The organism is Steroidobacter sp., from assembly GCF_036406195.1.
Classification (GTDB): Bacteria; Pseudomonadota; Gammaproteobacteria; order Steroidobacterales; family Steroidobacteraceae; genus Steroidobacter.
The window spans coordinates 107802-132908 of sequence record NZ_DASWVW010000061.1 but is presented as its reverse complement, the minus strand read 5'-3'; the positions used below and the strand labels follow the sequence as shown (position 1 = coordinate 132908).

Annotated in this window: 21 protein-coding genes; 13 read left to right on the top strand and 8 right to left on the bottom strand. The window is 63.0% G+C overall.

Going from position 1 to position 25107, the window contains the following annotated elements; all coding sequences use genetic code 11:
• Positions 1-28 precede the first annotated feature (28 nt).
• The 5 genes from VGE08_RS24245 to VGE08_RS24225 all read left to right on the top strand — a co-directional run bounded on the left by VGE08_RS24245 (position 29) and on the right by VGE08_RS24225 (position 5000).
• Positions 29-1444, top strand: a complete 1416-nt coding sequence (locus tag VGE08_RS24245; RefSeq protein ID WP_331070511.1) for a circularly permuted type 2 ATP-grasp protein — start codon at positions 29-31, stop codon at positions 1442-1444.
• 79 nt (positions 1445-1523) lie between these two features.
• The gene (locus tag VGE08_RS24240) at positions 1524-2471 is read left to right on the top strand and encodes an alpha-E domain-containing protein (RefSeq protein WP_331070510.1); all 948 of its coding nucleotides are present in this window, start codon (positions 1524-1526) and stop codon (positions 2469-2471) included.
• A 59-nt stretch (positions 2472-2530) separates the two neighbouring features.
• Positions 2531-3337 (top strand): transglutaminase family protein, encoded by an 807-nt coding sequence (locus tag VGE08_RS24235; protein ID WP_331070509.1) that lies wholly within the window; start codon positions 2531-2533, stop codon positions 3335-3337.
• 93 nt (positions 3338-3430) lie between these two features.
• Positions 3431-4165 carry a proteasome-type protease gene (locus VGE08_RS24230; RefSeq protein WP_331070508.1) on the top strand — a complete coding sequence of 245 codons (735 nt, stop codon included), beginning with the start codon at positions 3431-3433 and terminating at the stop codon, positions 4163-4165.
• 487 nt (positions 4166-4652) lie between these two features.
• Positions 4653-5000: a hypothetical protein gene (locus VGE08_RS24225; protein WP_331070507.1), complete on the top strand. Its 348-nt coding sequence runs from the start codon at positions 4653-4655 to the stop codon at positions 4998-5000.
• Between the two features lie 198 nt (positions 5001-5198).
• Here the strand turns inward: VGE08_RS24225 and motB are convergent, their stop codons facing one another.
• Together motB and motA are read right to left on the bottom strand one after the other, a co-directional pair.
• Positions 5199-6254: a flagellar motor protein MotB gene (motB, locus tag VGE08_RS24220; RefSeq protein WP_331070506.1), complete on the bottom strand. Its 1056-nt coding sequence runs from the start codon at positions 6252-6254 to the stop codon at positions 5199-5201.
• Between the two features lie 15 nt (positions 6255-6269).
• Positions 6270-7127: a flagellar motor stator protein MotA gene (motA, locus tag VGE08_RS24215; RefSeq protein ID WP_331070505.1), complete on the bottom strand. Its 858-nt coding sequence runs from the start codon at positions 7125-7127 to the stop codon at positions 6270-6272.
• A gap of 177 nt (positions 7128-7304) precedes the next feature.
• Here motA and VGE08_RS24210 point away from each other — a divergent pair, with 177 nt between their 5' ends.
• Positions 7305-8147 carry a secretin N-terminal domain-containing protein gene (locus VGE08_RS24210; RefSeq protein WP_331070504.1) on the top strand — a complete coding sequence of 281 codons (843 nt, stop codon included), beginning with the start codon at positions 7305-7307 and terminating at the stop codon, positions 8145-8147.
• 53 nt (positions 8148-8200) lie between these two features.
• Positions 8201-8794 carry a hypothetical protein gene (locus VGE08_RS24205; RefSeq protein WP_331070503.1) on the top strand — a complete coding sequence of 198 codons (594 nt, stop codon included), beginning with the start codon at positions 8201-8203 and terminating at the stop codon, positions 8792-8794.
• Here VGE08_RS24205 and VGE08_RS24200 read toward each other — a convergent pair.
• The 4 genes from VGE08_RS24200 to VGE08_RS24185 form a co-directional block, all read right to left on the bottom strand.
• Entirely contained in the window at positions 8791-10227 is a 1437-nt protein-coding gene (locus VGE08_RS24200) for a HAMP domain-containing sensor histidine kinase (protein WP_331070502.1), read from the bottom strand. The genes VGE08_RS24205 and VGE08_RS24200 overlap by 4 nt on opposite strands.
• 139 nt (positions 10228-10366) lie before the next feature.
• Positions 10367-11038, bottom strand: coding sequence for a winged helix-turn-helix domain-containing protein (locus VGE08_RS24195; RefSeq protein ID WP_349258798.1), 672 nt, complete (start codon positions 11036-11038; stop codon positions 10367-10369).
• Between the two features lie 94 nt (positions 11039-11132).
• Positions 11133-12620 carry a DegQ family serine endoprotease gene (locus VGE08_RS24190; protein ID WP_331070500.1) on the bottom strand — a complete coding sequence of 496 codons (1488 nt, stop codon included), beginning with the start codon at positions 12618-12620 and terminating at the stop codon, positions 11133-11135.
• Positions 12621-12701: 81 nt separating this feature from the next.
• Complete coding sequence (locus VGE08_RS24185; protein ID WP_331070499.1) at positions 12702-13388, bottom strand: YceH family protein; 687 nt, start codon at positions 13386-13388, stop codon at positions 12702-12704.
• A gap of 63 nt (positions 13389-13451) precedes the next feature.
• Here VGE08_RS24185 and VGE08_RS24180 point away from each other — a divergent pair, with 63 nt between their 5' ends.
• The 5 genes from VGE08_RS24180 to VGE08_RS24160 all read left to right on the top strand — a co-directional run bounded on the left by VGE08_RS24180 (position 13452) and on the right by VGE08_RS24160 (position 22828).
• Positions 13452-17513 carry a DUF3683 domain-containing protein gene (locus tag VGE08_RS24180; protein WP_331070498.1) on the top strand — a complete coding sequence of 1354 codons (4062 nt, stop codon included), beginning with the start codon at positions 13452-13454 and terminating at the stop codon, positions 17511-17513.
• Positions 17514-17573: 60 nt separating this feature from the next.
• The gene (locus VGE08_RS24175; protein WP_331070497.1) at positions 17574-18449 is read left to right on the top strand and encodes a dienelactone hydrolase family protein; all 876 of its coding nucleotides are present in this window, start codon (positions 17574-17576) and stop codon (positions 18447-18449) included.
• 125 nt (positions 18450-18574) lie between these two features.
• A complete protein-coding gene (locus VGE08_RS24170; protein WP_331070496.1) occupies positions 18575-19681 on the top strand; it encodes a D-2-hydroxyacid dehydrogenase in 1107 nt (368 codons plus the stop codon).
• Between the two features lie 110 nt (positions 19682-19791).
• On the top strand, positions 19792-22056 hold the full coding sequence (locus tag VGE08_RS24165) for a VTT domain-containing protein (RefSeq protein ID WP_331070495.1): 2265 nt from the start codon (positions 19792-19794) through the stop codon (positions 22054-22056).
• A complete protein-coding gene (locus VGE08_RS24160; RefSeq protein ID WP_331070494.1) occupies positions 22028-22828 on the top strand; it encodes an endonuclease/exonuclease/phosphatase family protein in 801 nt (266 codons plus the stop codon). Before VGE08_RS24165 ends, VGE08_RS24160 begins: the two co-directional genes overlap by 29 nt.
• On the opposite strand, the gene VGE08_RS24155 is transcribed toward VGE08_RS24160, so the two are convergent.
• Positions 22825-23523 (bottom strand): hypothetical protein, encoded by a 699-nt coding sequence (locus tag VGE08_RS24155; RefSeq protein WP_331070493.1) that lies wholly within the window; start codon positions 23521-23523, stop codon positions 22825-22827. The genes VGE08_RS24160 and VGE08_RS24155 overlap by 4 nt on opposite strands.
• Before the next feature lie 235 nt (positions 23524-23758).
• On the bottom strand, positions 23759-24418 hold the full coding sequence (folE, locus tag VGE08_RS24150; RefSeq protein WP_331070492.1) for a GTP cyclohydrolase I FolE: 660 nt from the start codon (positions 24416-24418) through the stop codon (positions 23759-23761).
• A 94-nt stretch (positions 24419-24512) separates the two neighbouring features.
• On the opposite strand from folE, the gene VGE08_RS24145 reads away from it, so the two are divergent.
• A complete protein-coding gene (locus VGE08_RS24145) occupies positions 24513-25085 on the top strand; it encodes an SRPBCC family protein (protein WP_331070491.1) in 573 nt (190 codons plus the stop codon).
• The last annotated feature ends 22 nt before the right edge of the window (positions 25086-25107 follow it).

Genomic DNA, 25107 nt, shown 5'->3' with positions numbered 1-25107 from the left:
TGCCTGACACTCAAAGCAGAGGTCGGGGATGCCGGGGACACCGTACGATGAGATGCATGCCAGCGATGGCAGGGTGCGCGAGCACTATCAGACCTTCGCTTCGTGGCTGGCGCGCACTCCCAGCGAGCGCGTTGCTCACAAGCGCGCCGAGGCCGATACGCTGTTTCATCGCGTCGGCATCACGTTCACCGTTTATGGCGAGGAAGCCGGCACCGAGCGGCTGATCCCCTTCGACATCGTTCCGCGCATCATCCCGGCCAGCGAGTGGCAGCATCTTGCGGCAGGATTGAAGCAGCGCGTGCGCGCGCTCAACGCCTTCATCAACGACATCTACCACTCGCAGGAAATCCTGCAGTCCGGGCGCATTCCTGCCGAGCAGGTGCTGTGCAACGGCCAGTATCGGCCGGAGATGCAGGGTATCGATGTGCCCGGCTGTATCTACGCGCACATCGCGGGTGTCGATGTGGTGCGCGCCGGAGCAGGGGAGTTCTACGTGCTCGAGGACAATCTGCGCGTGCCCTCCGGCGTGTCGTACATGCTCGAAGACCGGCGCATGATGATGCGATTGTTTCCAGAGTTGTTCGCGCTGCACTCGGTCGCCCCGGTCGAGCATTATCCCGACCTGCTGCTCGAAAACCTGCGTAGCGTCGCGCCGCCGGGGGTGAACGATCCGACGGTCGTGCTGTTGACGCCCGGCGCTTACAACAGCGCCTACTTCGAGCACGCCTTTCTGGCGCAGCAGATGGGGATCGAGCTGGTCGAGGGGCAGGATTTGTTCGTCGACGACGAGTTCGTCTACATGCGCACCACTCGCGGTCCGCAGCGGGTCGATGTGATCTACCGGCGCATCGACGACGACTTTCTCGATCCCCTGGTGTTCCGGCCCGATTCCATGCTGGGCATTCCAGGATTGCTGGCAGCATATCGCGCTGGACGCGTCACCATCGCGAACGCGATCGGCACCGGCGTGGCGGATGACAAATCCATCTATCCCTATGTGCCGGAGATGGTGCGCTTCTATCTCGGCGAAGAGCCGTTGCTCTCGAACGTGCCCACGTTTCTTTTGCGCCGGAAGGAAGACCTCGACTACACGCTGGCGCATCTGTCCGAGCTGGTCGTCAAAGAGGTACACGGCGCGGGCGGCTACGGCATGTTGATCGGCCCGGCTGCGAGCAAGGAGGAACTGGCTGCATTTCGCCAGCGCATCCTGCGCTCGCCGGAAAAATACATTGCACAACCGACGCTGGCACTGTCCGCTTGTCCCACCTTCGTCGACTCGGGCATCGCACCGAGGCACATCGATCTGCGGCCGTTCGTGTTGTCCGGGCGTGAAGTCACGTTGGTGCCCGGCGGGCTGACTCGCGTTGCGTTGCAAGCTGGATCTCTGGTGGTGAATTCGTCGCAAGGCGGCGGAACCAAAGATACGTGGGTGTTGGAGCGATGAGAGATCCGCGCATAACGCCGCCGCGGTTTTGTTTTTCCTCTGCATTTTCCGGGCGAGTGCGCCTGAAGGGCGTACGAGCATGCTGAGCCGCACCGCCGACCACCTCTACTGGATGGCCCGCTACACCGAGCGTGCCGAAAACCTCGCTCGCATGCTCGACGTCAACTCTCGCATGTCACTGCTCCCGCAAGGCGCAGAAGTCGTCGAGCGAGGCTGGATCGCAACCCTCACCATCAACGGCCTGATGGACGCCTTCCGCCAACGCTACGACAGCGTCACCACCGCGAACGCCATCGCCTTCATGGCCTTCGATCGCGAGAACCCTCTGAGCATCTGCAGTTGCCTCCGCGCCGCTCGCGAGAACGCACGAGCCGTGCGCGGCGCGCTCACCTCAGAGATCTGGGAAACATTGAACTCGACCTGGCTGGAGATGCGCGCAACCACCCTGCCTGCGTCCAACGAAGCCGAGGTCGGCAACTTCTTCGAATGGGTGAAGTACCGCTCGCACGTCGCTCGTGGCGTCATTCAAGGCACGATGCTGCGCGACGAAGCCTGGCACTTCACCTGGCTCGGTACTTACCTCGAGCGCGCCGACAGCACCGCTCGCATTCTCGATGTGAAGTATCACTTGCTTCTGCCTCGCGGTGAGTATGCCGGTGGCGCCGCCGACTATTACCAGTGGAGCGCGCTATTGCATTCCGTGTCCGCTTTCGAAATCTACCGCCGTGTGTATCGCGACTTGATCACTCCCAGGCGCGTGGCCGAACTGCTCGTCCTGCGCGATGACATGCCACGCTCGCTGCGCCGGTGCATGTCGCAGGTGTATACGCATCTGCAAGCAGTGCGGAATTCGCAGTCAGCGGAGACCGAGAGACGCGCGGGTGAATTGCAAGCCTCGTTGCACTTCGGTCGGATCGACAGTGTGTTCGAAATGGGATTGCACGAATACCTGGTGCGATTCCTCGGGAAGGTGCGGGATCTGGGCGATCGCGTGTCGCGAGACTTCCTGGTCTCGGCCGCGGATTGATTCATCGAAGTTCTGGCGAAGTCTTGCCGGCCTGACGGCAATGCATTGGGAAGAGTGGCATGCAACTGCATATCCGACACGAAACGTTCTATCGCTACGGCGAGCCGGTCAAGCACAGCGTGCAGAATCTGCGCCTGACGCCACGTCGCGATCCGATGCAGCGCGCGCTCAGCTGGAATATGTCGGCGCCCGGTCGCCATCGTTCGCAAGTGGATGCTTACGGGAACATCGTGCACCTGTTGACGTTGGACGAGCCTCACCGCGAGATCCGCATCGTCGTCGACGGCATCGTCGAGACAGACGATGTCGCGAGCATGTCCTTGCCGGACGAGGGCAGGATTTCTCCATTGGCATTTCTCGCGGAAACTCCGCTGACGCGACCGGATGAAGCCATCGCCGATTTCGCCCGCGAGCTTCTGCAGAGCCGGGGTGATCTGCGCCAGAGATTGCTGGCGTTGGCGGATAAATTGTGCGAGGAGGTGCGCTATGAAAAAGGCGCCACCGATGTCCACGAATCGGCCGCGCGAGCTTTCGCCCGAGGAGCGGGTGTCTGCCAGGATCATTCGCACATCTATATAGCCTGCTGTCGCAGCGCCGGCATTCCAGCCCGCTACGTCAGCGGCTACTTTTACCCCGGTCCGGACAGCGACATCGCCAGTCATGCTTGGGTCGACGTGTGGACTGGCCGCGAACACGGCTGGATGTCCGTCGACGTCACGCATCGCATGCCTGCTGATGGCCGACACTGCCGCCTGGCCGTGGGCCGTGACTATCTTGACGCCTGCCCGGTGCGCGGGGTTCGACGCGGCGGCGGGACGGAGGAGATGCGGGTTGCCGTGAGCATCGCGACTTCCATGCAGCAGTGATCGAGCACCAGTGATCGGTTTATAGTTCGGGTCGCGGGCGACCTCGCCCGGCACTCCTGTGGGCACTGGCGCCCCAACACTTCGGTTGCAGATATGACGTATTGCGTAGGCATGCTGCTCGATGCCGGACTGGTGTTCCTGTCCGACTCGCGCACCAATGCGGGCGTCGATCAGATCAGCACGTTCCGCAAGGTGACCGTTTTCGAACGGCCGGGCGAACGCGTCATGGTGCTGCTGACCGCCGGCAATCTCGCGATCTCGCAGGCGGTCGTGAACGCTTTGCACGAGCACGCCAACGAGCCCGCGGGGAGCATCTGGGCCGCCAAGAACATGTTTGACGCCGCGCTGTGCGTGGGCGAAGCGTTACGCGAAATCCATCACCGCGATGCCGAGGCGCTCAAAGAGCATCACATCGAGTTCAACGCCTCGTTCATCTTCGGCGGCCAGATCGGCACGGAGGCGCCGCGGCTGTTCTGTATCTACGCCGCCGGCAATTTCATCGAAGCGACGGCGGACACGCCTTACTTCCAGGTCGGCGAGTCGAAGTACGGCAAGCCGATCCTCGACCGCGTGATCTCACGCAGCACCAGCTTGGCCCAGGGCGCAAAGTGCGCCTTGATCTCGATGGACTCGACCATCCGGTCCAATCTATCCGTCGGTGTGCCGCTGGATCTGTTGGCGATCAAGCGTGACGAGCTGAAGGTGGCCAGTCACGTGAACATCGACGAGAACCATGCCTACTTCCGCATGATCCGCACCCGCTGGAGCGAAAGCTTACGGCACGCCTTCCACGAGATGCCCGACCCGGAGTGGATGCGGCGGAGTTGATCCGCCTGGTTCTGCCGTTCGGGCGCGTTCCTTCAAGCGCGTTTTCGGGGTGCCCGTCCAGCAGTTGCAGCTTGAACTAGGTGTTTTCTTGTCCGTGAGCGACCATGACACGGGCTTTTCGCTACAGAAGTTCGTTGACAGAGCGGACGGGCTTCGCAGAAGACCCGCGTCATCACTCGCGTCGCTTCGTGGGCCTATGAAGGGGAAGATCGGAGCGGTATTTGTTGTTACACCTCTGTTGTTCTGGCTGCCGGCACTCGGGCTCCGCGACTATGTGCTCATTGCTTCGGGTTTGGCTGTGTGTGGCCTCGTTGCATTGACCTTCCTGGTGCGGTTCCATCTTCGAGAACAGGAGTATCTCCGTAAGGTGCATCAAGTAATCAAAAGGGGTGGGAGGCCCAACAAACCATTGCAGCCGAGCGGCCTAAGAAGGGCGCCGGCTGAATGCTAGCGGTTGGATGGCGTATTAAGTCTTAGGGAAGACAGCGTGGAACCTGAGTCGAAGCTGCGTGCCATCAAGGCAATCCACACTCTGGTGTGGGCGGTCTTTGCAGGTTCCATCGTTGCGATCCCGGCTTTTGCGCTGGCCGGAAACGTGAGGGTGGCGTGGGGCCTGATTGGGTTCGTCCTTCTTGAGGTCGCTGTTCTTCTGGTCAATGGCATGCGGTGCCCACTGACCGATGTGGCAGCGCGCTATACCTTTGAGCGCCAGGACAACTTTGATATCTATCTGCCGCTCTGGCTTGCCCGCCATAACAAGGAGGTCTTTGGTGGGCTCTATGTTGCAGGTATCGGTTACACCTTGTGGGTGTCGGTTCTGGGCGCCGCCAGCTAACCATTCACTGAAGCGTACGGCCCTGACGGGCCGCCGCTTAGCTCAACCGTTGGAGCGCGCAATGCACCTCGCGCTTTGATGCGCGCTCCAGTCCGCGTGTGACGGCGCGCGAGCTCGAGATCAGAGCGGAATTTAACATTCGGCGTTTCTGCGGAAACGTGTTTCCGCAGAAACGAGCTGTTCCCATCTTTTAGCTTGTCAGCCTCCAACCGGAGCTGCCAATCCTGCCGCCGCGATCGGCGCAATAGCGACATCAGCGCTGGATGCGACATCAGCGGCCGCACCATCACTGGATGCGCCCACGGGTGCGGAGCTTTCTTCGGTAGCGCCGGGAGCTTGAACGGCGAGGAGGGTGCCGTTCTCGTGGCGGATGGCTTCCTCGGTGCGGCGGTTCATGACGATGATGCTGATGCGGCGATTCACCGGGCTGTCGGGTACTGCGGTGTCGAGGAGCACGCTGGAGGCCAGGCCGACGACTCGGCCGACTTTGTCTGGAGGCAGGCCGCCAGTGACCAGGGCGCGCCGCGCGGCGTTGGCGCGGTCGGCGGACAACTCCCAGTTGCTGTAGTTGGCGGCGACGTACGGCTTGATGTCCGTGTGGCCGCTGATGCTGATGCGGTTGGGCACCGACTTGATGATGTCCGCCAGCTCGTAAAGGATCCTGGCGCTGAACTCTTCCAGCCGCGAGCTGCCCAGAGGAAACATCGAGCGGCGATCGTGATCGACGATCTGGATGCGCACACCCTCGGGGGTTACGTCCAGCAGGATCTGATCCTTGAACTTGGCCAGCGCTTCGCGCGCATCGATACCGCGTTTCAGTTCTTCGAGCAGTGACTGCAGACGTTCGCGGTCGAGGGCTTCGGCACGTTTCTCGGCCTCGTCATCATTCATCGCATGGTCTTGGCGAGGCGAGCTGTCGTCGGCAGAGGTATTGGTGTGCAACTCCATGCCGCCTCCCAGCTGGATCATGCTGGTGCTGGCGCCGCCAGGACCTTGCATCGAAGTGGCCGAGGGCGCGGTGCTCGTGCCCGGCGCCGCGGACGGATTGTTGAAGTATTCGGAGATGGCGCCCTTCTGCTCTTGGGTGGCGGTGCCCATCAGCCACAGCAAGAGAAAGAACGCCATCATGGCCGTGGCGAAGTCGGCGAACGCCACTTTCCACGAGCCGCCATGATGACCGGGGCCTCGTTTCTTGACCTTCTTTATGATGACCAGCGCGCCCGCCTCGCCGTTCCGACCGTTGCCGCGTGCCATGGCGTGCCCGGCCCGTCAGGACTTCTTGCCCCGCAACTGCGCGTCGAGATCCTTGAAGCTCGGGCGCAGCTCGGCTGGCGTCGACTTGCGGCCGAACTCGATCGCAATCTGCGGTGGATGACCCTGCAGGAAACCCATGATGCAGGTCTTGATGGCCGTGTAGAAATGGTTCTCCTCGCGAGCGCGACGTTCCATCGCTCTGCTCATCGGGCCAAGCAATCCATATGCGAGCAGGATGCCGAGGAAGGTACCGACCAGCGCCGCAGCCACCTTGATGCCGATCTCTTCCGGCGGACCGCCGAGTGCGCCCATGGTGTTCACGATGCCCAGCACCGCGGCGACGATGCCGAAGCCAGGTAGCGAGTCGGAGATGGTATTGAGCGCCTGCGCCGGCTCTTCGCCGACGTGGTGATGGGTTTCGATCTCCAGGTCCATCAGCGCTTCGAGCTGGTACTGATCCATGTCGCCGCTGATGATCAGGCGCAGGTAGTCCTGAATGAATTCGACGGCGTGAGGGTCGTCGAGGATCAGCCGGCGCTTCGTGAACAGCTCGTTGTTGGCCGGGTCTTCGATGACGCGCTCCAGGCCCATCATGCCTTCCTTGCGTGCGATGGTCAGCAGTTCGTACATCACCGAGAACAATTCGAGGTAGTGGTCCTTCTTGTAGGGCGAGCCTTTCAGCAGCGCCGGAATGCTCGCGGCCACCCGCTTGGTGACGCTGAAGGGATTGGCGATGATCAATGCGCCGGTGGCGGCACCGACGATAATCAGCAGCTCCGAGGGTTGCCAGAGCGCGCCCAAATGACCGCCGTGCACGGCAAAGCCGCCCAGCACGCAGCCGAACACCACGACGATGCCGAGGATCAGATTCATTGAGACAGGGTTATCGGATCAGAACGCGGTTCAAGGGCCGCCATCTGCTGATTCGGCATAATGCGGCCGGGCTTGAGGGGGCTGCGGCACGATGAAGCCGCACCTTACGCTTAGGCGATTGCCCTGGCGGTGGGAAATCTCCGCCAGACAGTGACTTAGTGCATTGCACGAGGCTTCATGAATACTCTTGGACAGCAGTTTCGCGGCTTGCGGCGAGGGACCTGGCTCGGCATCGCTGCCTGTCTGATGGCGGCAGTGGCCTGGGCGCAGTCGCTCACTGTCATCGATCTGAAGCATCGGCGCGCCGAGGAGTTGATCCCTGTGCTGCAGCCGTTGCTCGAGCAAGGGGGCGCGCTGAGCGGGCAGGACTACAAGCTGTTCGTGCGCACCAGCAGCGCCAATCTGGCGCAACTGCGTGCAGCCGTCGAGCAGTTGGATAAACAACAGCGACAGATGTTGGTTTCTGTGCGCCGGAGCACAGCACAGGACATTCAGCGCGAGGAAGCGTCGGCCTCCGGCACGCTTCGAACGGGTGATGGCTCGATCTCGGTCAACGAGCGGCCGCGCTCGGGTTCCGGTGCCACCGTGCGTGCCGGCGAACGCAACCTGCAGACACAAAGCTCCAGCGTATCGAGTGTGTCGGTGCTGGAGGGCAACGCTGCATTCATTTCGACGGGCAACACGGTGCCGATCGTGACCGCCGTCGCAGTCGGCGGTGGGCGACGACCGTTCGTCGGCGGAGTCATCGAACATCGCGATCTGCAGCGCGGCTTCATGGTCACGCCGCGCGTGAATGGCGATCAGGTAATATTGGATATCGCGCAACAGGACGAGCGTGTCGCCGGCGGCGGTATTCAGTCACAGTCTCTGAATACTCAGGTGATCGGGCGTCTTGGCACCTGGATGCAGTTGGGCGGCGTCAGCGAGTCGTCCACGCGCACCGACAGCGGCATCCTCAGCCGCAACTACAGCACCGGCGGCAATGAGCTGTCGATCTGGGTGAAAGTCGAAGCGCAATAACAATGTGATGTGCGCACTGCGAGTGCCGCTGGGCGGCCAGTACGCTGCGCGCCATGTTTGCTCATTGGCGCATCGTGTTGGCGTTGGTGGCCATCTGCGTGGGCATGGCCGCGCTGGTGGAGAGTCGGCCCGTCGAGCATCCACCGGGCGTGCTGGTGAGCGCCGAGCCCGTCCAGGTGTTGGTCGAGCGCCCGCCGTTTTCATTCGGTGACTATCAGCTGACGCCGCTGGCCGACTTCGACGTCGAAGCACGCGTGCTGTCGGTCGAGAAATATCGAGTCGACGGCGGGGCCCGACTATCGCCCGTCGATTTCGCGTTGGGTTGGGGCCCCATGTCCGACAGTGCCGTGCTGGAGCATTTCCGCATCCGCCAGGGCGGACGTTTCTTTTCGATCCATCCCGACGAGCAGGCCATCGATCTGAACACTGCGATGCTCAACGCATCCAACATGCATCTGATTCCCGCGGACAGCGTGATAAAAGATCGGCTCGCGAGCGTGAAGATCGGCAACATCGTTCGATTGCGAGGCCAGTTGGTCAGCGTGCGCGGCCCGAACAATTTCACCTGGACCAGCTCGCTCACCCGCAAGGACACCGGCAACGGCGCCTGTGAGCTGTTCTATGTGGAATCGTTCGAGCGACGCTAGGCGCGATTCAGCGCCAGCTGGTTGCGCACGGGGAGCACACAGCGCACCAGCAGACCGGGGTGGTTGTCGAGCAGCTCGATGGTGGCGCGGTGTAAGCGCATCACGGCGGCGACCAGGCTGAGGCCGAGGCCACTGCCGACCTGGTCGCGGTCGCGCTCCAGGCGGACGAAAGGTTGCAGGATGCGAGCGCGGTCGGCTTCGGGAATGCCGGGGCCGTTGTCGGCGACGGTGAGTGTGACCGAGTCGCCCACGGCGCGAACGGCGGCTTCGACCTTGCCGCCTTCGGGCACATACTTGATGGCGTTCTCCAGCAGGTTCACCACCGACTGCGCCAGCAGCTGGCGATTGCCGTGCACGCAGGCTGTCTCGTCGCCTTGGTATTCGAGGTTGATGTTTCTATTGCCGGCCTCGGGTTGATACAGCTCGACCAGCTCGCGGGCCAGGGCGGCCACGTCGACTTCCTCCGTCGGAACGTCACTGCCACGGCCGTCGGTCTGCGCGATCTGCAGTAACGTGCCCAAGGTTCGCTGCACGCGATCGAGCTCGGCGAGCGTCGCTTCCATGGTCTCGCGAATGTTGTCGGCGATGCCTTCGTGTTGCAGCGATTCCTCGATGCGCACGCGCGCGCGATACAACGGGCCACGCAAATCGTGGGCTGCGCTGTCGAACGTCATTCGCAGCATCTCCGTTTGCTGCTCGATCGTCTCCAACATTCGATTGACCGCGGTGGCGAGCGCATCGAACTCATCGTGCGCGGGCTCGACCGGGAGTCGTTGTGACAGATTGCCGGCCATGATGGATTCGCAAGTGGCGGCGACGGCGCGAACCCGACGGCGAATGCGCCGGCTGTAACTCAAGCCGAACAACGTCGCCAACAGGACGCTTGCGCCCACGCCCCAGAACATCGCGGTGCGCAGCCGCGAGGCGAGTCGGCTGCGATCCAGGATGTCCGTGCCTACCAGCAGCCAACGGTTTCCTGGCAGACGAATGATTTGCGCACGCACCGGATGTGACACGGCGCCGCCGGCTTCGCTGGCGTCGATTTCGAATTCGATCCAATCGTTGTAACGAGTGAATTGCTGCGGCCAGCGGGCGAGATTGCCGGCGAGAGGAAAGCCATTGCTTTCGACCAGCAGATATACGGCGCCCGTGCGGCCCCAGCCGTCGGCGCGCCGATGCAGGGTCGAGATCAGTTGCAGCAGGCCGCCGCGTGAATAGTCGTCAACGAGATTGTTGACCTCGGAGTTGATGACTGCATCGACTTCCTGATCGAGCACGCGCGCGGTGAGGAAATAGACCGCGGTGAGCACCAGCGTCACGCCGGCCGCAAAAATCACAATGAACAGCATGGCGAGCCGCGACGTGGACAGTCGCATGCGCGGTCGCGGGCGCGTCGTCGGCCCGGCGGCATCCGGATGGCCGACTTCGGTCATGCGTTCGCTGCTCGGAAAGGAAATGATCGTGGCGGCATTCTACGACGATAGCGGTAGCGGTTGGCGGTTAGTGGTTAGTCCAAGAGATGCGCCTCTTACACTAACCCCTGACCGCTAACCACCAGCCGCTTTCCGTCGGTCATTCCTTGAGGACGTAGCCAGCGCCGCGCACGGTGTGAATCAACGGGCGCGAAAAACCTTTGTCGACGGCATTGCGCAGGCGGCTCATGTGCACATCGGTGATATTGGTCTGCGGATCGAAGTGCAAGTTCCACACGCCTTCGAGCAGCATGGTGCGGGTGACCACCTGGCCGGGCCGCCGCATCAGAAATTCCAGCAGCTGAAATTCCTTGGTGGTGAGATCGATGTTCTGGCCGGCGCGCGTCACTTTGCGAGCCAGCAGATCCAGCTCCAGATCCGCCACTTTGAGGCGGCTCGCTTCGGCCAGGGCGGTGCCGCGCCGGCTCAACGCTTCGATGCGGGCCAGCAGCTCGGCGAACGCGAAAGGTTTGGTGAGATAGTCGTCGCCGCCGGCTTTCAGTCCGTGCACCCGGTCATCGACCGTGCCGAGCGCGGAAAGAATCAGCACTGGAGTGCGATCGTTGCGTTCGCGCAGGGCCGTGATGATGGCGAGCCCGTCCACGTGCGGCAGCTGCCGGTCGGCGATGATCACGTCGTAGCGGCCCTGCGTGGCTTTCTCCAGCCCGTCACGCCCGTCCGGGCTGTGATCGATGCTGTAGCCGCCGTCGCGCAGGCTCTTGATGAGATATTCGGCGGCCTGCAGATCGTCTTCGATGAGCAGTAGTTTCATGCGCGTGGAGGGTGCGCCGGCCGGTGAAGGCAGAGGGGAGATGTTGCCGAGGAGAGTTTCTGCCATCACCGGTCGCGCACAATGATTTACCGCATCAGCCAATGCGCACTGGCACGAAGATCTGGGCGTTGTCGCGCTGGATCAGCAGGGCGACGACCTTGCCCTTGGTCTTGCGCGTGGCTTCCTTGAGATCTTCCACCGACTTCACCGGTTTGCCGTTGACGCCGAGGATGATGTCGCCCCGCTGCACGCCTGCCGCGGCCGCCGGGCCGTCGGCGTCCTCGACGATCAGATGGCCCTCGGTGTCGACCTGCTCTTTCTCCTGCTTCTGCAGCGGCCGCACCGCCAGGCCGAGCTTGGCGGTTTCGTCGGCATCGGCACCGCCGCGGCTGGCGACCTTGGTGCCTTTCTCGATGATCTCCACCGGCTTGGCGGTCAGGCGCTTGATATCGCCGTTACGCCACACCTCGATCGAAACGTTGCTGCCAGGCTTCTTGGAGGCGATCATGCCGGGCACCTGCGAGGAGGTTTCCACCTCGACGCCATCGACTTTCACGATCACGTCGCCGGCCTTGATGCCGGCCGCCGCGCCGGGGCCGCCCGGTTCGACCATGCCGACCAGAGCGCCACGCGGACGGTCCAAACCAAACGATTCGGCCAGCTGCGCATTCACGTCCTGAATCGAGACGCCGATGCGGCTGCGCGTGACCTTGCCGGTGGATATCAGCTGCTGCTGCACGTTGTTGGCTACGTCGATGGGAATCGCGAACGACAGGCCCATGTAACCGCCGCTGCGGCTGTAGATCTGCGAGTTGATGCCGACCACTTCGCCATTCAGATTGAACAGCGGGCCGCCGGAGTTGCCCGGGTTCACCGCGACGTCGGTCTGAATGAAGGGCGCGTAGTTGCTGCCCGGCATGGAGCGCGAAGTGGCGCTGACGATGCCGGCGGTGACGCTGTTCTCGAAACCGAACGGCGAGCCGATGGCGATCACCCATTCACCCGGCCGCAGCTTGGAGGGATCGCCGATTTTCACCGTGGGCAGGTTCTTGGCGTCGATTTTCAAAACCGCAACGTCGGTGGCCGGATCGGAGCCGACCACTTTGGCGGTGTACTCGCGCCGGTCGGTGGTCTTGACCGTGACTTCCTTGGCGTTCTCCACCACGTGCGCGTTGGTCAGGATGTAGCCATCCGGGCTGACGATGAAGCCCGAGCCTTCGCCGCGCGGCGCAGGCATGTTGTTGCCACCGCGAGGGCCGCCGGGTTGACCGAAGCGGCGGAAGAATTCGTAGAACGGATCATTGGGCGACACGCCGGGGAAGTCGGTCACGGGCTGACTCTTGCCCACCACGGCGACATTCACCACGGCCGGGCCGTACTTTTCGACCAGCGCAGCAAAATCAGGCAGGGCAGCCGCGACATTGCCTGGAGATGCGGTAGCGACGGCCGGCGCCGGATTCGAAGCTGCCGGTTCGACCGTATTGCCCTCCGCGAAGCCCGAGCAGCCGGCGAGCGCCAGACCCAGTGTGGCCGCACTGACCGCGGCCCAGGGCGCCCGATTCAAAGATCTTCTGACAAGCATTGAGGCTCCTCCCATCCGGGTTTCAATTCAATGCCAGTAAGACGGCCCGGCGGCGGCAAAGTTTGCCGGGAATCTTCTGTATTACGGGGATTTAATGCTGGCGCGCAGTTCTTCAAGCTGCTCCCGGAGCGCGGCGACCTGCTGTTCCAGGCTCAGCAGGCGGTCTTGCAGCGAGCTGCGAGTTTCGCCGGCGGCGTTCGACCGAGGTTGAGCTTGTGCGTCCTCGGGCATCGACTCCGACACCGTCGGCAAGCCTTCCTCGCCACTGAACAGATGCGCGTAACGCGAGTCGCGACGGCCTGGCTCGCGCGGCAGCTGTTTGACGAAAGGTCCGTCCGGTCGCGTGGCAAGGTCTTCCAGCGCCGAATCGACCTCGGCGCCGTCGCGCAACTCGGCCATGCGCGGCACCCGAGTGCGCAGCTCGCCGGGCGTTTGCGGGCCGCGCAGCAGCAGCTCACAGAGGATGGCTGTCTGCACCGGCGTGAACTCGAACGACCCGAAGCCGGTATTGCAGAAGCGATGCTGGTACTTGGGCACGCGGCTGCCAAAGCCCGATTTTTCCAGCACCAGGTGCTTCTTCACCAGGCCCTCCACGGCTTCCTGCACGGCGCGCTCGTCCAGGCTCAGCACCGGGTCGCGGTTGCTCTTCTGGTTGCACGCGTTGGTCAGGGCGTTGAGCGACAGCGGGTACTGATCGGGGGTGGTGATGGCCTTTTCGATCAGGCAGCCGATCAGCCGGGCTTCCAGCGCGGACAGGTAGGTGTTCATGTCGGATGGGGCGGGAGGGCTTATGCAGATTGGTTTGGGGAATATAAAGGATTGCCCGGATCAATGGGTTATCAGCATTTGCTGCCTTCATCGACCGGACTGTTACCTCTACAATTGCGCTCCACACCTGTCCCGGGCCGTCGCCTTACTACCTTGCGCAACCTGTCCCTACCGCTCGATGCCGCCGAGCCGGCAGCCGCTGCCCCGGCGCCCGCCGCTCGCCTGCGCGAAATTCCTTACAACTACACCTCGTTCTCGGATCGCGAAATCGTCATCCGGCTGCTGGGCGAGCCGTTGTGGACCATCCTCGATGAGCTGCGCAGCGAGCGCCGCACCGGCCGCTCGGCGCGCATGCTGTACGAAGTGCTCGGCGATATCTGGGTAGTGCAGCGGAATCCCTATCTGCAGGATGACCTGGTCGACAGTCCCAAGCGCCGTCGTCTGTTGATCGAGGCCTTGCATCACCGGCTCAACGAAGTCGAACGGCGTCGCGATGTTTCCGATCCGGAGCGCGATCGCAAGGTCGGCGAGCTGTTGCAAGCCGCGCGGCGCGCGGTGCAGTCGTTCGCAGACGATTTCGACCGGCTGGTGCAGCTTCGCAAGCGTGCGCGCCGTTTGCTCGAGCGTCACACTCGCGACGACAACATTCGCTTCGATGCTTTCGCTCGTGTATCGCACGTAACGGACGCGACCGACTGGCGTATCGAGTATCCGTTCCTCGTGTTGTCGCCGGACAGCGAGCACGAGATTCCCGCGCTGGTAAGAGCTTGCATCGAGCTGGGGCTCACGATCATTCCTCGCGGTGGCGGCACGGGTTACACCGGCGGCGCGATTCCGCTCACGCCGCTGTCGGCCGTGATCAACACCGAGAAGTTGGAAACATTGGGCGACATCGAAACCGTCGATGTTCCCGGTGCTGCCACGCCCGGTACCCAAGTGCCCACGATTTTCAGTGGCGCGGGTGTCGTGACTCGTCGCGTGTCCGATGCGGCGGAGCGTGCGGGCCTGGTGTTTGCTGTCGATCCCACTTCGGCCGATGCCTCGTGCATCGGCGGCAACGTGGCCATGAACGCCGGCGGCAAGAAGGCGGTGCTGTGGGGCACGGCAGTCGACAATCTGCTGTGGTGGCGGATGGTCGATCCCGACGGCAACTGGCTGGAGGTCACTCGCCTAGATCACAAACGCGGCAAGATTCACGATGTCGAGGTCGCGAAGTTCGAGCTGGTCTGGAAGGACGGCCGCGACAATCCCTCGCGAGCGCGCGTGATGCGCACGGCGCGTGTCGATATCGAAGGCCGCAAGTTCCGCAAGGCGGGGCTGGGCAAGGACGTTACAGACAAGTTCTTGGGCGGCTTGCCGGGCGTGCAAAAGGAAGGTTGCGACGGAGTGATCACTTCGGCGCGCTGGATTCTCCATCGCATGCCGAAGCATACGCGCACCGTGTGTATGGAGTTCTTCGGGCACGCGCGCTATGCGATTCCATCGATCGTCGAGATCAAGACATTTCTCGACAACCAGGCGCGCACGACGGGTGTACAACTGGCCGGCCTGGAGCATCTGGACGAGCGCTACCTGCGCGCCGTCGGGTACGCGACCAAGTCCAAGCGCGGCTCCTTGCCGAAGATGGTGCTGCTGGGTGACATCGTCGGTGACGACGAGGATGCTGTTGCACGTGCCACTTCCGAAGTCGTTCGCATTGCCAATAGTCGAGCGGGCGAGGGCTTCGTCGCCGTCAATCCGGATGCGCGCAAGAAGTTCTGGCTGGATCGCTCACGCACGGCCGCCATCGCCAAACACACCAACGCTTTCAAGATCAACGAAGACGTGGTGATTCCGCTGGAGCGGATGGGCGACTACACCGACGCCATCGAACGCATCAACATCGAGCTGTCGTTCGCCAACAAGCTCAAGATGCTCACCGAGCTGCGGGATTTTTTCGAGTCCGATGTGCCGCTGGGCAAGGTCGACGATCCCGACCTGGTCAGCGTGTCGCGCGCCGAATTGCTCGGCGATCGTCAGGTTCAGGCTCAGCAAGTCATCGCGGACGCGCTCGCGCGCTGGACGTATCTTGCAGAGCACCTGGATACGCCATTGAGCGAGGCGCTGCCGCAGCTCATGGCGCTGGGCTATGCGCCATTGCGCAGCGACTTCGAGCGACGCATCGAACGCGACAGCAATGTTCGTGTGTTCGATCTCGTGCAGGATCGCTCGCTGCGTACTTCGTGGAAGACGGAGGTGCGCGCGCACCTGCGCCGCCTGTTCGTTGGAGGCGCGTATCTGCCGGTTCTCGAAGGCGTGGAGGAAATCCACAAGCGTGTGCTTCGCGGCCGCGTGTGGGTGGCGCTGCACATGCATGCCGGCGACGGCAACGTGCACACCAATATTCCGGTGAACTCCGACGACTACGAGATGCTGCAGCAGGCCAATCGGGCCGTAGAGCGCATCATGAAGATCGCTCGCGGTCTCAACGGCGTGATTTCCGGTGAGCACGGCATCGGCATCACCAAGTTGGAGTTCCTGACGGACGAGGAGACCGAGGAATTTCGCTGCTACAAGGATCGGGTCGATCCGGATGGCCGCTTCAACAAGGGCAAGCTGATGCCCGGCGGCGATCTGCGCAACGCGTACACGCCGAGCTTCAATCTGCTGGGACACGAGTCCCTGATCATGCAGCAGTCGGATATCAACTCCATTTCGGATGCGATCAAGGACTGTCTGCGATGTGGCAAGTGCAAGCCGGTGTGCGCAACGCATGTGCCGCGCGCGAACCTGCTTTACTCGCCGCGTAACAAGATTCTGGCGACGTCGCTGCTCATCGAAGCGTTCTTGTACGAAGAGCAGACGCGTCGGGGCGTGTCGTTGCGTCATTGGGACGAGTTCTCGGATGTGGCGGACCATTGCACGGTCTGTCACAAGTGCGAGAAGCCATGCCCGGTGAACATCGATTTCGGCGACGTGTCCATGGCCATGCGCGATCTGCTGCGCCGGATGGGCAAGAAGCGCTTCAATCCAGGCACCGCGTCGGCGATGTTCTTCCTGAACGCGACCAATCCGCAGACCATCAAGCTGGTGCGCACTGCGATGATCGAGTGGGGCTTCAAGGCGCAGCGGCTGGCGAATCGGGCGTTGAGTGTGGTGGCCTCTGCACAGACGGCGCGTCCGCCTGCGACGACCGGCAAACCGCCGGTGCGAGAGCAGGTCGTCCACTTCGTCAACAAAAAGATGCCGGGTGGCTTGCCGAAGAAAACGGCGCGGGCGCTGCTGGATATCGAGGATCGGCATTACGTGCCCATCATTCGAGATCCCGTGCGCACCACCAGCGATTCCGAGGCGGTGTTCTATTTCCCGGGCTGCGGCTCGGAACGGTTGTTCTCGCAGGTCGGTCTGGCCACGCAGGCCATGCTGTGGCAGGTCGGCGTGCAGACGGTGTTGCCGCCGGGCTATCTATGCTGTGGCTATCCGCAGCGGGGCACGGGTCAGTTCGACAAGGCCGAGAAGATCATCACGGACAATCGCGTGCTGTTCCATCGGGTCGCGAATACCCTGAACTATCTCGACATCAAGACGGTGGTGGTCAGCTGCGGCACCTGCTTCGATCAGTTGCAGGGTTACAAGTTCGACGAAATCTTCCCCGGCTGCCGCATCATCGACATTCACGAGTTCCTGATGGAACGCGGCGTGCGGCTCGAGGGTGTCACGGGCGTGCGTTACATGTATCACGACCCGTGTCATACCCCGATCAAGAGCTATGACCCGATGAAGGTGGTCAATACGCTGATCAACGATCAGGTCAACGGCAAGGTCGAGAAGAACGACCGCTGCTGCGGGGAGTCGGGCACGTTCGCGGTCAGCCGCCCCGATGTGGCTACGCAGGTTCGATTCCGCAAGGAAATCGAAATGCGCAAGGGCGCGGAGAAGTTGCGCGCCGATGGCTTCAAGGGCGATGTGAAAATTCTGACCTCCTGTCCGTCGTGCATGCAGGGCCTGAAGCGTTACAACGACGACGCCGACATAGACGCCGATTACATCGTGATCGAGATCGCCAGGCATGTACTCGGGGAGAACTGGTTGCCCGAGTATGTGCAGAAGGCGAACGCGGGCGGGATCGAGCGGGTGCTGGTGTAGCGAGCGCCATCCTGGCTGGCTACACTCGGCGGGGCTCTCAGTAATGAACAGGGGACCGTCATGAGCCAGAATGTGCGCACGGAAATCGACAATGTGTTCTCGCGTGTCGAGCTGAATCGCCGCGATGTGGTGGCGAGCGGTCTGGCTGCCGCGGGGTTTGCGCTGGCGGTGCAACCCATCGGGGCGGCAACCGTCACGACCGACAGCAGCGGCATCGATGCAAACGATGTGACGATCCCGGTGGGGCAGGAGGAACTGCCCGGCTATCGCGCCATGCCGTCCAAGGGCGGGCCGTTCCCCGTGGTGCTGGTGGTGCAGGAGATCTTTGGTGTGCACGAACACATCAAGGATATCTGCCGTCGCCTCGCCAAGCTCGGCTACTACGCCATCGCGCCGGAGCTGTATTTCCGTCAGGGCGATGTTTCCAAGCTCGAGACCATCGACGCAATTCGTCCCATCGTCGCCAAGGTGCCGGACGAGCAAGTCATGGCCGATCTCGATGCGGCAGTGAATTTCGCGCAGGAGTCGGGCAAGGGCGATGTGGCCAAGCTCGGCATCACCGGGTTCTGTTGGGGCGGCCGCATCGTCTGGCTGTATGCCGCACACAGCAAACAGCTCAAAGCGGGCGCCGCCTGGTATGGCCGCCTGGTGGGTGAGCCCACCAAGAATCAGCCGAAACATCCGGTGGACATCGCCGCCGATCTCAACGCGCCGGTGATTGGCTTGTATGGCGCCAAGGACCAGGGCATTCCGCTCGACACGGTCGAGCAGATGCGCGCGGCGCTGGAGAACGCGAAGGTGGATACGGAGATCGTCGTTTATCCCAACTCAGGACATGCCTTCTTCGCCGACTACCGTCCCTCGTACGTCGAAGCCGATGCCAAGGACGCGTGGCAGAAGATGCTCGCGTGGTTCAAGAAGTACGGCGTGGCGTAACAAACGGGCAACATCGTCCTTCACTTGTAATACAGCGCAACGGCGTTGTGATACAAAGCGAAACCCGCCAGACCTCCCTCTGGCGGTAACGACCACTATCAACGTTTCTCAGCGGAGGTTCCTGGATGAAGTGCCGCTCCCTCCTGGTCAGCGCCTGTCTCATTGTCCTGTTCGCGACAAGCGCCGATGCCGCGGAAAATTCCGCTGCCAATGTCATCGACCACTACGGGCTCGAACAGGCCGACACGGCGGTGAAGGAGCGCAAGGGCTGGCGCAAACCCAAACGTATCCTGCTCGGTGGATTTGCTGCGAGAAGCGGCACGGCGCTGCAATCGGCCGCGCCGGATGTCGAATTGCTGGTCGCCGGCACGCCGGAAGCCAAAGCCAAGATCGCCAGTGTCGACGCGATCATCGGTTTCTGCGATGCCGACGTGATTGCCGCCGGCAAAGCCATTCAGTGGATTCAGCTGACCACCGCCGGCGTGGAGAATTGCGTGTCCATTCCCGCCGTCAAGCAACGCAATCTGCTGGTCACCAACATGCAGCGCATCAGCGGGCCGATCATCGCCGAGCATGTGATGGCGTTGACGCTGGCGTTCACGCGCGGCCTCGATTTGTATATTCCCGCTCAGGCGCAGGGTAAGTGGGCACGCGGCGCCGCTCCGCCCGGTCGCGCGTCGGTTGTCGCTGGCAAGACCATGCTGGTGGTCGGTCTCGGCGGCATCGGCACGGAAGTCGCCAAACGCGCGCACGCGCTCGGCATGAAAGTCACGGCGACGCGCGCCAGCGGTCGTACTGGCCCCGAGTTTGTGAGCTACGTCGGATTGCCGGATGAGTTGCCGAAGCTGGCGAGCGAAGCGGACTTCGTCGTGAACACGGCACCACTGACAGCGCAGACTCAGGGCATCTTCAATGCCGCACTGTTCGAGAAGATGAAACCGACGGCGTATCTGATCAACATCGCACGGGGTGGCAGTGTCGTGACGTCTGATCTGGTCGAGGCGCTGAAGAGCAAGAAGATCGCGGGCGCCGGGTTGGACGTGACCGACCCCGAACCTTTGCCGCCCGACCATCCCTTGTGGAAGGCGCCCAACGTCATCATCACGCCGCACGTGGCGAGTGACTCGGATCTCGGCCTGGACGCGCAGTTGCAGGTCGTGCGCGAGAACCTGCGGCGCTACATCGCCGGAGATAGGATGTTGTCCGTGGTGGACGTAGCGAAAGGCTACTGAGTTGGAACCGGCCGTGCGCTGCGAGCGTTTCACCGACAACGTGCTGGCGGGGGCTGGGATGGCCCCCGTCGCCAACTCAGTTGCCATTTTTGCAAGCGCCCTTCGCAGCCATGTCCGCGTCCGCCAACCGCTCTTTGTTCCGGCCCGGCCACAATTGCTGGCGCGTGGAGCATGCGCGGCGCGCGGCGTTCATGATCGATGGCGACAACTACTTCCGGGCATTCGTCGAAGCGGCGCGTGAGGCCAAGCGCTCCATCCTGATCACCGGCTGGGATTTTCACAGCCGCACGCGTCTGTTGTGCAGCGATCCGCAGCATTGCGAGCTGGAGCTGGGCGAGCTCTTGAACGACCTGGCGCGCCGCAATCGTCACCTGCACATTCATATCCTGATCTGGGACTACCCGATGATCTTCGGGCTGGATCGCGAATGGGCGCCGTTCTACGGCCTGGGCTGGCAGCCGCACCGGCGCGTGCATTTTCGTTACGACAACACACATCCCACCGGTGGTTCGCATCATCAGAAGATCGTGGTGATCGACGATGCCGTGGCGTTCAACGGCGGCATCGACCTTACCTATCGGCGCTGGGACACCAACCAGCACGCGCCCAACGATGAGCATCGGCACGTCAAAGGAACCGCATATCCGCCCTTTCATGATCTGATGATGGCGGTCGAAGGCGACGCGGCGCGTGCTTTGGGCGACTTGGTGCGTGAGCGTTGGCGCAAGGCGACTGGCGAGACGTTGAGGCCAGCGGCGGCGCAACGCAGGATCATTCGACGCAGGGCCGCGGCGGAGGAGTTGAAAACGTCGCGTTGGCCTCGCTCGTTATCCGCCCATCTCGAGAACGTACAGGTCGGCATCTCGCGTACCGAACCGGCCGTCAATGGCCATGCTGGCGTGCGCGAGATCGAAGCGCTGTATCTGGACATGATCGCGGCGGCGAAGCGCAGCATCTACATCGAGAACCAATACTTCACCGCCGACAAGATCGGTGACGCCCTGGCTGCGCGCCTGGCCGAGCCCGAGGGACCTGAAATCATCGTAGTGCTGCGCGAGTTGAGTCATGGCTGGCTGGAAGAGCTCACCATGCAGACGCTGCGCACGCGCCTGGTGCAAAAGCTGCGCGACGCGGATCGATACAACCGCTTCCGCGCCTTCTATCCGTTCATTGCCGGACTGAAGGAAGGCACCTGCATCGATGTGCATTCCAAGATGATCGTGATCGACGACGACATCGTGCGGATCGGCTCGGCCAACCTGGCGAATCGTTCCATGGGCATGGACACCGAATGCGATCTCACCATCGAGGCGTGCGGCCGCGAGGACGTGCAGAGCCAGATTCGTGGCTTGCGTTCATTGCTGCTGGCCGAACATCTCGGCTTCGAAGCCGCGCAGGTGAACGAAGCCGTCGCCAGCGCCGGAAACCTGCGAGACGCGATCGACGGGCTGCGGCGTGAGGATCGCACGCTCAAGCCGCTGGAAGGTCTGACGCAGATTTCCGAGACGTTGCTGAGTGTCATCAGTGTCGCCGACCCGGAGAAGCCCGTCGAGCTGACCGACCTGGCGCAAATTTTCAGCTCCACGAGCGAGGAAACCAGCATGGCGGCCCAGCAGGGCGGCGCGTTTGCTACGAACCGGCCCAGAGCGAGGCAGCCCCTGGATCTGCCGGCCGGACCGTCGTGGGGCAAGCTCGCCGGTATCGCGGCGGCGTTGATAGCCCTGACGGCCTTGTGGCAATTCACGCCGTTGGCCGAGTACCTCGATGGCAGTCGCATCACCGGCTGGGCGCGCGATGTGGGCAAGACCTGGTGGGTGCCGATCGCGACGCTGCTGGCGTTCACGCCCGCTTCGTATGTGATGTTTCCCCGGCCGCTGATCATTTTGTTCGCGGTGATCGCCTATGGGCCGATCTGGGGTTTCATCATTGCCATGACCGGAATTCAGATCGCGGCGTTGAGCAACTACGTTACCGGGCAGCGCCTCGCTCCAGGGACCATCCGGCGCATAGCGGGCGCGAAGCTCGACAGGATTCTGCAGGTGCTGCGCCGTCGTGGAGTGATCGCGATGACGGCCCTCCGGCTGGTGCCACTGGCGCCGTTTGCGGTGGAAGGCGTGGTTGCTGGCGCGATCCGCATGCGGATGTGGGAATTCCTGCTGGGAACGGCGCTCGGCATTCTGCCCGGCACGCTCACCTCGACGGTGTTCGGCGACCAGCTCTCGACCTGGCTGGACGATCCGGGCCGCATCAACTACTGGGCGATTGGCTTCGTGCTGTTCCTGCTGGGTGGCGCGAGCTGGTACGTGCGGCGTTGGCTGATATCGGCAGCGTCCACCTCCGAGCGACATGGCGTCCGCGACGCGCGCACTGTCTGAAGCCGGGGCCAACGGCGGCGTGGTGAAACAGTCGCCGGCCCCTGGCGCGCGCCGTATTTCCATCGGCTCCTACAACATCCACAGTTGCATCGGGCTGGATCGCAAATGCTCGCCGCCGCGCATCGCCAGCGTGCTGAAAGAGCTCGACTGCGATATCTACGCCTTGCAGGAAGTCGACAACGAGCCGGGCGACGACGACGACTCGAAGCAGCTGGAATATCTATCCGAGGCCATGGACATGGCGGCGGTGCCGGGCATGCGCATCGTGCGTCACAGCGGCGAGTACGGCAACGCGTTGCTGACACGCTTTCCCGTGATCAGTGTGCATCGTCACGATTTGAGTTTCGGCAAGTGGGAGCCGCGCGGCGCGCTCGATGTCGAGTTGGACGTCGGCGGCCGGGCATTGCGAGTCATGGCCACGCATCTCGGGTTGAGTCGCTCGGAGCGGCGTTTCCAATGGCGGCAGTTGTTGGCAGCGGTCGCGGCGTCGCCGCCGGATCATCCGACGGTCGTGCTCGGCGATATGAATGAATGGCTCCCCAGCGCCGGCACGCTGCGCGACGCGCACAAGATCCTGGGCAAAGCGCTGGCGCCGCCGGAGTTTCCTTCGTTCTGGCCGTTCCTGGCGCTGACGCGCATCTGGGTGAGGCCGGTGCAAGCCATCGTCTCGGTGAAAGTGCACACCACGCCGCTGGCCAAGCGTGCGTCGGATCATCTACCGCTGCGCGCCGAGATCGACGTCGGGCGCTTCGTTCGCGGGGAGCCTGATTAATGTGCTGCGAGGATGCGAGACTTGCTGGCTTCGTACTGCGATTCGGTCAGCACGCCGAGCTCGCGCAGTCGATGATGCTCGCGCATCTCGTCTCTTAGAAACTGGTGGGTCGGCTGCGGCCGCGCGAGCTTGGCGGCGTTGATGCTCTTGATCAGCTCGACGAAGAATTTCTTGCCTTCGCGGGCGCTGCCGATGGCGCCGGTGACGCTGATCAGCGTTACGCCGCCGTGCACGCTGAGAAATTCCAGCGACTCGGTAGTGCGGCGTAGAAACATCAAGACCGATGCGCACGAGGCTATCAGCGCGCTCACCGCCGTGATCGGTGCGGGGCCGAGCCATTCGGCGGCGGTTTGCGGCCACAGCAGCCACAGCGCACAGCCGGCGAGCAGGGCGAGGCTCACGGCCAGCGCCAGCCAGAACCAGGCGACGTGGCGCACGATCACCGGCTTGGCGCTGGCGAAACGCAGATCGAAATCGTATTTGCGCGGCTCGCTGTCGGGGCGCGACAGTTGTACCGAGAGGAAATGCTCGTCCAGCAGCGCCAGGCGCGTGTGACAGCCACGCAGCTTGCTGGTCAATGTGTAATCGAGCAGGGTGCGGCGATGGACGCGCTTCTTGGGAGCCTCCTCGAGGCTCGCTTCGAGGGAAATGTGTTCGGCGCGTGCGCGGATGGGGCGTGCATCAGGCTCCTGCATCGTCGTCTCGACAAGCGCGTTCACATCCTGGACCTCTGAATCCAACCGTCGCGATTTCACGAAGGCGAAGCCGCCGGAGTCCGGATGCTAGGACTGTGACGCAGTCGGCAACGAGAACGCCGTCACACTCGCGCAGTGTGATGTCGCCGGTCGCCCACAATTTGCGGGAGTCCCCGAGCGCGCGAGGCCAAGTGTTAAATGTGTGGCGCGCGCTGCAGTGGCATGTGCGAGTGCGTCAGCTGTGGCCGTTGCCGATGAATCGCAGGAACTCGTTGCGAGTGCGCGCGTCCTCGCGGAAGTCGCCCAGCATCTTGCTGGTGATCATGGACACGCCGCGCTTGTGCACGCCGCGAGTCGTCATGCACTGATGGACGGCACTGATGACGACGCCCACGCCGCGCGGTTTGAGCACGTCGTTGATGCACCGGGCGATCTGGGCGGTGAGCTTCTCCTGCACCTGAAAGCGGCGCGCATAACCGTCGACCACACGCGCCAGCTTGCTGATGCCGACCACCTTGTTGGTCGGCAGGTAGCCCACGTGCGCGCGGCCGATGATCGGCGCCATGTGATGCTCGCAGTGGGACTCGAACTCGATGTCCCGCAGGACGATCATCTCGTCGTAGCCTTCGACTTCCTCGAAGGTACGGCGCAGATAGTCGGCCGGATCGCTGAGGTAGCCCGAGAACCAATCGCGATAGGCGGTCACCACGCGCTTCGGCGTGTCCTGCAGCCCTTCGCGCCGGGGATCCTCTCCGGCCCAGCGCAACAGCGTCTCGATGGCCTGGCGCGCTTCCTGCTCGCTCACGGTAGGCGTCTGGATGTGCGCCTCGGGGATGGCGCTGTCGGCGGGCTTGCTGGCTTTCCGGCGGGCGGCCGGGCCTTTTCTCTTGCTCATGGGCGCAAGCGTACCATCCTTGACCGCCTTCGGATTACCATGCGCGGCTTGCGCAGCAGCCCCCACGATAGAACTGAGGCCGAGGAAACTTTCGATGCGAGCCAGCCTGACCTCGATGATTGTCATGAGCGCCGCGTTCGGTGCCGGCGCGGCGCGCGCCGAGATCGTCAGCGCCGGGCCGAGCGGGTTCAACCTGCGCCACGTGGCCGATGCGCCCAACGTCGCGCCGCCGATCATCTGGGCCGCGCTGGCCGATGTCGCGAAGTGGTGGGACCCGGAGCACACCTATTCCGGCGACGCCCGCAATCTTTCGCTGGAACCGTTCGTGCGTGGCTGCTTCTGCGAAAAGCTCGGCCTGTATGCCGGCATCGAGCATGGCAGCGTGGTGTATGCCATGCCGGCCAAGACATTGCGCATCCAGGGCTCGCTCGGGCCGCTGCAGGAGTTTGGCACCAACGGCGTGATGACCTGGCAGATCGAGCCGGCCGCGGGCGGTTCGCGCATCACGTTCACATACAGCGTCGGTGGCTTCGCCGACCGGCCGTTGGCCGACTGGGCCCCCATCGTCGATGAAGTGCTCGCCGAGCAATTACAGCGGCTGGCCCGCTACGTCACCGTGGGCAATCCGGACGCGCCCAAGACGGCCACGGAACCGCCCAAGCAATAGAAACATTGCACGTGTAAGGAGG